The organism is Streptosporangium sp. NPDC051023 (assembly GCF_040689595.1).
GTDB lineage: Bacteria > Actinomycetota > Actinomycetes > Streptosporangiales > Streptosporangiaceae > Streptosporangium.
The window spans coordinates 176276-185595 of record NZ_JBFBCE010000009.1; the positions used below are offsets into that span (position 1 = coordinate 176276).

At 69.9% G+C, this 9320-nt stretch carries 5 protein-coding genes; 1 reads left to right on the plus strand and 4 read right to left on the minus strand.

Annotated elements, in window-relative coordinates; translation table 11 throughout:
- Window position 1 precedes the first annotated feature (1 nt).
- The 4 genes from AB0395_RS08745 to AB0395_RS08760 form a co-directional block, all read right to left on the minus strand.
- A complete protein-coding gene (locus AB0395_RS08745; protein WP_366278376.1) occupies window positions 2-4864 on the minus strand; it encodes a choice-of-anchor Q domain-containing protein in 4863 nt (1620 codons plus the stop codon).
- A 126-nt stretch (window positions 4865-4990) separates the two neighbouring features.
- Window positions 4991-6058: a HAMP domain-containing sensor histidine kinase gene (locus AB0395_RS08750; RefSeq protein WP_366278378.1), complete on the minus strand. Its 1068-nt coding sequence runs from the start codon at window positions 6056-6058 to the stop codon at window positions 4991-4993.
- The gene (locus tag AB0395_RS08755) at window positions 6030-6698 is read right to left on the minus strand and encodes a response regulator transcription factor (RefSeq protein ID WP_366278380.1); all 669 of its coding nucleotides are present in this window, start codon (window positions 6696-6698) and stop codon (window positions 6030-6032) included. Before AB0395_RS08755 ends, AB0395_RS08750 begins: the two co-directional genes overlap by 29 nt.
- Before the next feature lie 194 nt (window positions 6699-6892).
- Complete coding sequence (locus tag AB0395_RS08760; protein ID WP_366278382.1) at window positions 6893-8500, minus strand: 4-hydroxyphenylacetate 3-hydroxylase N-terminal domain-containing protein; 1608 nt, start codon at window positions 8498-8500, stop codon at window positions 6893-6895.
- A gap of 366 nt (window positions 8501-8866) precedes the next feature.
- Here AB0395_RS08760 and AB0395_RS08765 point away from each other — a divergent pair, with 366 nt between their 5' ends.
- The gene (locus tag AB0395_RS08765; protein ID WP_366278384.1) at window positions 8867-9310 is read left to right on the plus strand and encodes an SgcJ/EcaC family oxidoreductase; all 444 of its coding nucleotides are present in this window, start codon (window positions 8867-8869) and stop codon (window positions 9308-9310) included.
- The last annotated feature ends 10 nt before the right edge of the window (window positions 9311-9320 follow it).

Here is a 9320-nt window from a genome sequence, read left to right on the forward strand (position 1 = left end):
GTCATCGCACCTCGTCCGCGCCGAGATCGAATGGGGTGGGGCCCGCTCCCCGTGGCCGGGGCTGGCCGTCGTAGTCGGTCGCCGGGGCGCCGACGGCGGCGGGGGTCCGCGGTGCCGGGTAGGTGGAGTACGGCGCTCCCCTGTTGATCGCGGGTGAGGTGGCCGTCAGGTGGTAGTCGCCGGTGAGCCCGACGGGCGGATCCTGCCCGGTGATCGTGACGGAGGCCGTCTGCGGGTCGAGCCGTGATCCGGCGACCGTCAGTTCCACGGTGAACGGCTGGACGAACTGCGGGTTCTGCCCGAAGACGTTGCCCTGGCCCGCCGGGAGCGGGTGGTCCGTCCCGTCGGAGCCGCGGATCAGGTTGGCCGTCAGCGACGAGTAGCGCGGGGTGAAGGTGTCCGCGCCGCCGGTGGTGCCGTGCACCTCCAGGTCGATGGGGCCGTGTGAGACGAGTGTCGCGCCCGGCCCGGGATGGCTGAGGGTGAACGCCTCGTTCTGCCAGAAGATGTTGTCGAACAGCGCCACGGGGTTGGCGAAGGCGGGCGACCCGGGGGGCAGGGTCGCCTGGAAGAGCGGGTCGTTGGCCTCGGCCGCCAGGCCCGCGGAGTGCGGGGTTTCGTCGCACGTCTCGCACGAGGCGGTCGAGACGTTGTTGGCCACGGTGTTGCTGACGATCGCCACGTTCGCGGAGTCGTCCATCATGATCCCGCCGCCGAGGTCGGCTGCGCCGTTGTCCACGATCATGTTGTTGCGGACGTTGACGCGGGCGGTGTGCGCGTTCTCGATGAAGAGGCCGCCGCCGTCGTCGCCGGAGTAGTTGCTCTGGATCAGGTTGCGGTCGACATCCACGCTGCCGGAGCCGTCGCCGAGCGGGGTGGTGCCGTCGGGCAGCGGGCGCGGGAACTCCTGCGCGACGCTGATTCCGGCCCCTGAGTCAACCGAGTCGTTGTAGTAGACCTGGTTGTCGTGGATGGAGCCGCCGGGTGACAGGCCCCAGTGGGAGATGCCCGCGCCGTACTCGACTCCGAAGTTGCCGCAGACGATGCTCCTGGCCACCTCGTAACCGTCGGAGCCGCGGAAGATGCCGATCCCGCCGGAGCGGGCGAGGCCGCCGCTGCCGAGGACCCTGTCGTTGAGGATCTTCACTCCGGTGTTGTGGCTGTCGGTGTACGGCTGGCCGAGGCCGATGCCACCGGCGAACAGGCCGCCGTCACTCTCGAAGATGTCATTGGTGATCTGCAGGTTGGCCGCGTAGGCCTGGAGCTGGACTCCACCGGCTCCCTGGCCCTGGCCCGTGGTGATGCCGAGGCCGTCGACGCGGGCTGCCAGCGGGCCCGCGGGGAACGCCGTGGTGGTCTTGGCCGCGACCGTGATGCCAGCTCCCTCCAGGACGGGGTGGTCGGCGTCGACCCCGGCCAGTGTTCCGGCCGCCGTCAGCGCCGCCGTCCAGGTGGGCTTGTTGTCGTGGAAGAACCGGCCGTCGACGACGGTGCCCTGGATGCCGGCGCGCGGGTCCTCTGGTGCGCGCTCGAGCAGCTCGCGGGCGCCGACGAGACCGCCGGGGCCGAGTCCCTGCAGGAGGACGGGCTTCCACATGAGCACGTTCTCGTGGTAGACGCCGGGCTTGAGCACCAGCAGGCTGCCCGGGGCCGCGGCGTTGACCGCGTTCTGGATCGCGCCCGCGGTGGTGGGCGGGGCCACGTCGACGATCGGCGGCTGGTAGTTCACCCCGCCCGCGTTGCCCCGTACGTGGAAGGTGAGCCCGTTGATCGAGGAGACGCCCGCCGCGGTGCGGACCGCCAGCTGTTTCGGGCCAGGGCGTATCTGCGCGGGCGTGACACCGACCGACGGGACGCTGATCACGATCTGACGGTCGCCCCAGCTGACGATTCCGCCGTTGGCGGTGGTCAGGGTGCGGCTCTGGGGCGCCGCCTGATCACCCAGCACCACGCTGCCCGCCGCGGTCCCGAAGAAGTCGCCCTGGATGGTGATCCGACGTTCCGCCGCCGGGTCACCCGCCGTCGTGTACGGCCTGGAGACCTCCAGTACCTCGGGGGTGTTCACCGGAAGCTCACACGCCGTTCCTGAGATCGGGTCCAGCGGGGTGTCGAGCTGGTCGGTCTGTCCGGGCCACACGTCCCAGGCGAAGGACGCGGTCAGGTAGTTGGGGTTGAAGGTGGGGTTCGGGTGGGCCTTGTCTCCCGGGTCGTTGACGACCACGACGTACATGCCGGGACAGGTCCCCTGCGGGATCGGGCAGTTGTAGGTCTCGGTCGACGGCAGCAGCGCCTCGTAGCCGCCGTTCTCGCTGGTGTTCACCGTGGTGATCAGGCGCCAGTTGTAGTCGCGGACACCGATGGGGATGTTGCCGATCGCGCGGGGCTCGCCGTACCAGATGGACTTGGGGTCGCGGTCGAAGTAGATGTCGTCGGAGACGAGGCCGACGATGCGTCCCGGCTCCGCCACGTCGGGCCCGTTCCTGAAGTTGGTCATCAGGTGGAAGTCAGCGTTGGCGTTCTGGTTGTTCTGCAGCACGACCAGGCGTTTGTCGCACAGCGGCCTTGAGGGGCTCGGCTCGACGCCGTGGTACGGGCTGCGCGGGGTCAGCGTCGACTGGTCGATGACGTGCTGGTCCCCGGCGCAGACAGGGGGCGGGATGGCGGGGGTGAACCGGTTCCCGAGGTCGACGTTGACGTCCTCCTCGCGGACCGGGCGGTACAGGCATCCGTTCCCGCCGGGGCCGCTGACGTACTTCTGGCCGGCGGGGTTGCACGGCCGGGGGTCCTGCGGGTCGGCGGGCATCACCGCGTGGGTGATGTAGGTGCCCGCGACCAGCGGGACCGGCGCGCTGCCGTCGCCACAGACGCTCTCGCCGTCGGCGTCGAAGTGGCCGAAGCCACCCGCCGTGGCCGGGCAGTAGTCGGCGAAGGCGTAGCCGCCGTCGAAGGCGGCGTCCTTGGTCTCGTTTCCGGTGGACGGCACCTCGACGCACCTGGGGCCGATCAGCGGGTTGAGCTGAGCGCTGATGTCGTCGCCCTTGTGGTCGAGGACGTCGCAGCCGGTCGAGGGTTTCCAGTGGTCGGTGACGTACTCGTTGAGCACGACGTCGTCCGCGGTGCCCGGCTGCCCGTCGGATCCCGGCCCCTCAAGCCTCACGGTCACACCGGGGATGCCGGGCTCGTAGTTCTCGTGGGCCTGCATGCGGGCGTCGAACTCGTTGCGGGTCGTGGCGAAGTAGGTGATGCCGATGATCTGTCCTGGCTTGTTGCCGTACTGGTACTTGCCCCAGTCGACCTCGCTCCTGTGCCCCTCGATGACGAGCTGGTTGGTGAGCAGCCCGCCGCCCTCGTCGGTCGGCACGTGAGCCGCCCGCGCCGGGTCGTACTCGCTGCGGACCGAGGCGCCCGTGGTGCCGAAGCGGGCGAATCCCACCTCGCCGATGAACCACTTGCCGAGGGGCCCGCCCTCGGCGTTGGTGTACTCGTAGCGGCCCTGCGCGTCGGTGAACGTCGAGTCCTTGATCGACCCGTCCCGCCAGCGCTGGTCGACGTCCGTGTTGGGGATCGCGGGCTCGCAGGTGGCCTCGTCGTTGGTGTCGGCGCAGTCGCGGATGCCGTTGCCCTTGCTGCCCGCGGGCAGGGCGGTCCCGTCGGCTGCGACGCCGGTGTCCTGGTAGACGTGGCCGGACAGCCAGCCGAACCAGCGGGAGACTCCCACGTCGCCGAGGTCCACGTTCTGCCCTGCGGTCACCTCGACGGGCAGGAAGCGGATGATGTAGCTCAGCTGCTCGTCCCATATCGACAGGATGTAGGAGCCCGCGGGCACCTTCGGGACGGTGAAGTTCCCCTCGCCGTCGCCCTGGCCGACGTAGAGCGTGGTGTCGTTGGCGCTGCTGGTCAGGGCCACGTAGGGGTTCTCGACCGGCTCTGCGGTCTTCAGGACCTCGAACGGCGGCCAGGCCTTCCAGTTCCTGGCCGTGCCCCTGATCGACCCGGTGCCGGGGGTGGCGAAGTCGGTGGCCGTGCACACGAAGCCGAACCAGTACCCGGTGCGGCGGTCCGGCGGCTCCCACAACGACTCGCCCGGAGCGCCGGTGCCGTCACTGCCCTCCTCGACGCCCGCCTGGAGGGAGACTCCGCCGTCGATGGTCGTGGTCTGGGTCCACCTGCCGGATCCGTCCGCGCCGCAGCTGTCGGGGGGCACCACGTTGATGAAGTACGTCGCCGGGCCCAGGTCGTCTATCTGGACGAACCCATCCGAGGCGGTACGGCAGTCGCCGCCGCACAGCGGGCGGTTGTGGTAATCGACGGCGACCTGGGAGTTGGTCTGCTCCTTCAGCGTGACCTGGAAGCCGGGCAGTCCCGCCTCGCCGGTGTCGGGCGCGCCGTTGGCCCACTGGTTGTCGTTGAAGACGAACACCCGGATCTTGCCGAGCGGCAGCGGATGGGCGTCACTCGCCTCGGACAGGGCGATCGGTATCGTTCCCGCGTCCCTGGGCAGCGTGATGTGCCTGCCCCACATCTTGTGGTCGGCCGAGCGGACCGAGATGAGGTAGCGCCCGGCGGGCAGGTCGAGCGTGGCCCTGCTCTGGTCGCCCTCGGCGACGACGGGACTGTTGCTCTCGGTGGCCGCGACCCCCGTGCGCAGGGCGGGGTCCGGATCGCTGGGCACCCGCGTGTTGTCGACGTTGACGAGGTACTGGAACGCCGGCAGCGGATCGCCAGTGGCCAGGTCTCGGGCCTGGACGGTGATCGAACTCTCCTGCGCGGCCGCCGGCGGCGCCAAGGCGGGCGAAGAGAGCATGGCGGCCACGAGGGTGACCACGACCCCCCACGGGGTGAACCTGGATCTACGACGACGCATGCCCGGATCATGGGCCGCCACACCCGACGATGACCATATTTCATGACACGCTTGTCATCTACCTGTCATCTCGCCCGCCCGGTAGGGGCGGTGTCGGGGCAGGCGAGGCCGTACCGGTGAGGAACCTCAGGTCGTCATCCGCGTCGCCGGGACCGGCAGGCCCTCCGCCGCGTTTCCCGACGACTCGGGAATCCACAGGGCCACCGTGGTTCCCGCGCCCGGCTCTCCGGTCACGACGAGCCCGCCGCCCCAGCCCTCGACGACGGCGCGCGCGATGGCCAGGCCGAGGCCACTGCCGGTCGTGGTCCGGGTGAGCCGGACGGCACCGGAGGTCAGGGCTCGCGCCTGCTCCACGGTGACGCCGATCCCGGAGTCGGCCACCTCGACCACCCAGGCACCCGGCCTGGTGTAACCGGTCACCTCGATCCGGTCGCCGGGGTCGGTGAACTTGACCGCGTTCTCCAGCAGGCAGTCGAGCGCGGCCTCGAGACGCTCGGCGTTCACCGGCATCAGGCCGACGCAGGAGCGCACCGACCACGAGCGGGGCGCGGCGGGCTCCCAGCGCCGCACGATCCTGGACAGCTCGGCGTCCACGTCCCTGACGTGCCGCGGGTAGGGGTCGTCCACCTGCATCAGCGTGATCAGCCGCTGGCTGATCCCGGCCAGCTTGTCGAGCTCCTCGATGACGATGGCCAGGTCCTCCTGGGCCGCGGGCTCCACGGTGTTCCTGACCAGTTCCACGTAACCGCGGGCGACGGTGATCGGCGTGCGGAGCTCGTGGGAGGCGAACCTGACGAACAGCTGTCGCCGTTCCGCGCCGCGCCGCTCCGCATCCGCCAGTCTCGCCACCTGGGCGAGCGCCTGCTGCCTGCGGTAGACGTGCCAGACCATGACCGCGAAGAGCATCGACATCAGCGGGACCTCCGTGGTCTCCTCCCAGCCGATCTCGCCGAGTTCGGCGTGGTGGGCGAGCACGTAGCCGGTGCTCACCGTCACCGCCGCCAGCGTCATGAGCATGGCGAAGGGCCGCCAGACGGTGAAGCCGTAGACGAGTGAGAGACCGATCCACACCAGGTGGAACGGGATCGTCTCGCTGCCCGGCAGGAGGTACATCATCACGATGCCGACCAGCGCGCTCACCGACCAGGCCGCGATCAGCAGGTGACTAGTCCTCGACGAATCGGTAGCCGACATGGCGCACCGCTTCCACCCGTTGGGGACCGTCGAGCTTGGTGCGCAGCCGCCGTACGCAGACGTCCACGACGTTGCTGCGGGGATCGAAGGTCAGCCCCCACACGTCGGCGAGCAGCTCGGCGCGGCTGCACACCTGCCCGGCCCGCCGCATGAGGTGCTGCAGCAGGAGAAACTCGCGAAAGGGCAGTTCCGTCTGCCGTCCCGCGATCACGACCCTGCGCAGGCGCAGGTCGAGACGGACGGGCCCGGCTTCAAGCCACCGCGTGGCCGCGCCCGGCGCCTGCCCGCGCAGCCGGGTGTGGACCCGGGCGATCAGCTCGGCGACCGCGAACGGCTTGCCGAGGAAGTCGGCGGCGCCCGCTTCCAGGCAGGCAACCCGGACACCGACGTCCGACAGGGCGGACAGGACCAGGACGCGCTGCTCGGGACGGGCCTCGACGAGCTGTTCGAGCACCTGGTCGCCGCCGAGCCCGGGGAGCATGAGGTCCAGCACGACCAGGTCGAAGTCGCGGGCGAGCGCCGCCTGGAGCCCCTCGCTCCCGGTCGCCGCCGTGTCCACGGCATGGCCGTCATCTCGCAGCACACGAGCGACGAGCCTCGCGATCCTGTCATCGTCCTCGACGACCAACACCCGTCCCACCGGCGCTCCTCTCGCTCACGTGCGTGGATCACTGGCCACCTGAGCACGAGGATCACACAGCGATGCTGACAAGTCACGCCTACTTCTCAGATGACGAGATGTCATGGGATGGGCGGCCGGGTCACGGTGACGCCACCGCCTGCCCGTGGGGGTCAGCGGGATGACGCCTCGCGCCTCAGGAGGAGCCGCGCGGGTCAGCCGTTGAGCAGGCCGTTCCTGACGTGGCGCAGGTCGTCGAAGGCGGACAGGTCGGGCACGGTCCAGCCGTTCAGGTCGTACTCCCCCAGGCACTCGTCGGCGAACGCCTTGTAGGCGTCGAGCTGCCCTGAGGCGCGCTGCCCGAGCAGCAGCTCGACTCGGGTGTTCTCGTGGTTTCCCGCGTAGTTGAGCTCGTACAGCTCATGCCTGCCGCCGAACTCGGTGCCGACCGTGTCCCACAGCAGCTTCATGAGTTTGACCCGCTCGACGGCGCCGGCGCCGTTCGACCCGCGGAGGTACTTGTCAAGGTAGGGGCGGAGGTCCGGGTTCTTGAAGTCGTCGGCGCTGGAGTTAACGTAGATCAGCCCGCTGGCGACGTCCTTCAGCACGATCTCCCTGATCCTGGGGTAGCCGACCTGCATGAACCATCGGTAGGCCATGCCGTACTGGGGGTTGGGCAGCACCGCGCCGTTGCGCCACGGGACGGGGTTGCGCGCCGCGGCGTCGGAGAGGGCCCAGAAGAGGTTTCGCCAGGCCAGGACCTCGCCCATCCTGCTCTGCACGCCCCGGAAGTCCCCGGTGCCGGTGAGATCCAGTGCCTTGGCCAGCAGGCCCGCGATGAACTCCAGCTTCACCGCCAGGCGGGTGCATCCGTGGAAGGTGAACCGCTCGATGAACCCGGAGTGCCCGGTGAACATCTGGACCTTGCCGACGTCGCCGTAGACGAAGACGTTCTCCCAGGGGATGAGGACCTTGTCCAGCACGAGGATGGTGTCGTTCTCGTCCAGCCGTGAGGAGAGCGGGTAGTCGAACGGGCTGCCCATCACCGCGGCCGACGCGGAGTAGGACGGGCGGCAGATCAGCTTCATCCCCCGCGCGCCCATCGGCACGGTGGCCACCAGCGCGAACTCCCGCTTCTTGATGGGCAGGCCGTAGTGGGCGATGAAGTTGTAGTGGGTGAGCGCGGATCCGGTGGCGACGACCTTGGCCCCGCTGACGACGAGCCCCGCCCCGGTCTCCCGCTCGACGTGGACGAAGACGTCCTCGACCTCGTCCGGCGGCCGGTTGCGGTCGACGGGAGGGTGGACGATCGCGTGGTTCCAGTACAGGACCTTCTCCTGCGACTCCCGGTACCAGCGGCGCGCATTGTCGGCGAAGGGCCCGTAGAAGTCGGCGTTCGCACCGAGCGTTCCGAGGAACGACGCCTTGTAGTCGGGGCTGCGTCCCATCCAGCCGTAGCTCATCCGCGCCCACGCCGCGATGGCCCTCTGGTCCGCGACGAGGTCCTCGGCGCTGTGCGGCGTGGTGAAGAACCTGTGGGTGTACCCGTCGCTCCCGGTGTCGGTCGGCGCGGTCAGGACGTCTCGTCTGTCCGGGTCGTGCAACGCGTCGTAGAGCCGCGCCGTCATCCGGATGGGATTACGGAAGGCCGGATGGGTCGTGGGGTCCTTGACGCGCTCGCCGTAGACGTAGATCTCACGGTCGTCGCGCAGGCTCTCGATGTATTCGTCACCGGTCAGCGGGCGCGTCCTCGGCCGTGCTCCGGCCGGGCCCGCCGCGGCCTCCCATGGGTCGCCCGCCGGGTCTCTCTCCTCGTCTCGCACCCCAACTCCTCCATGCACCGGTGGCTGTCGAGCGCTCTCGCAGGGAGACGAGCCCGCTGCGGACCTCAATGGTCGCACCCGGAAACCGGGGTGGCTTCTCCCAGGTTGCCGCGTTCCCGGCCGTGCGGGCGGGACTGCGCAATCCGAAAGATGCGAGGTCCGGGCCCCGGATGGGACGGTCGAGGAGTGAGCACCGGCGGCGGTCAGCGCCATTGCCGGTGGGGTGACAGACCGTCCGGCGCCGGTACGGCGTGCGGGGCCGCCGGGGAGAAGGCGGACGGCACCGTCCGAGCCCCGCTGCTTCCCCGTCGAACCGCAGAGACTCCCGGGCCCGGTTCCCGGAGACCTCCAGAGAAAGGGAAGATCATGACCACCACCAGCCCCTCATCGACCGCCGCGAGCCCCTCGGAGGCCGACAAGGCCGCCGTCGTGGCCATTCCCCAGCGCATCGTCGCGGCCTGGGCCGAGCACGACGCCCAGGCCTTCGCCGACGTCTTCACCGAGGACGGGAGCCTGATCCTGCCCGGCCTCTACCACAGGAGCCGTGCGGAGATCCGCTCGTTCATGGCGGCGGCGTTCGAGGGTCCTTTCAAGGACACCCGGGTGACCGGGCAGCCCGTCGACATCAGGTTCCTCGGTGGCGAGACCGGAGTGCTGATCACCCAGGGCGGGGTGCTCGCGCCCGGCGAGACCGAGGTCTCGCCGGAGCGGGCCATCCGGGCCTCCTGGCTGGTCGTGAAGAGGGACGGCCAGTGGCGGCTCGCCGCCTACCAGAACACCCCCGTCAACACCCCCGTCAGCCAGGCCTGACCCGGACGGG

Excerpts from the sequence above, each read along its gene's own strand:
- AB0395_RS08765 (WP_366278384.1), top strand. The coding sequence starts at position 8,867 with ATGACCACCACCAGCCCCTCATCGACCGCCGCGAGCCCCTCGGAGGCC.
- AB0395_RS08745 (WP_366278376.1), bottom strand. The coding sequence starts at position 4,864 with ATGCGTCGTCGTAGATCCAGGTTCACCCCGTGGGGGGTCGTGGTCACC.
- AB0395_RS08750 (WP_366278378.1), bottom strand. The coding sequence starts at position 6,058 with ATGTCGGCTACCGATTCGTCGAGGACTAGTCACCTGCTGATCGCGGCC.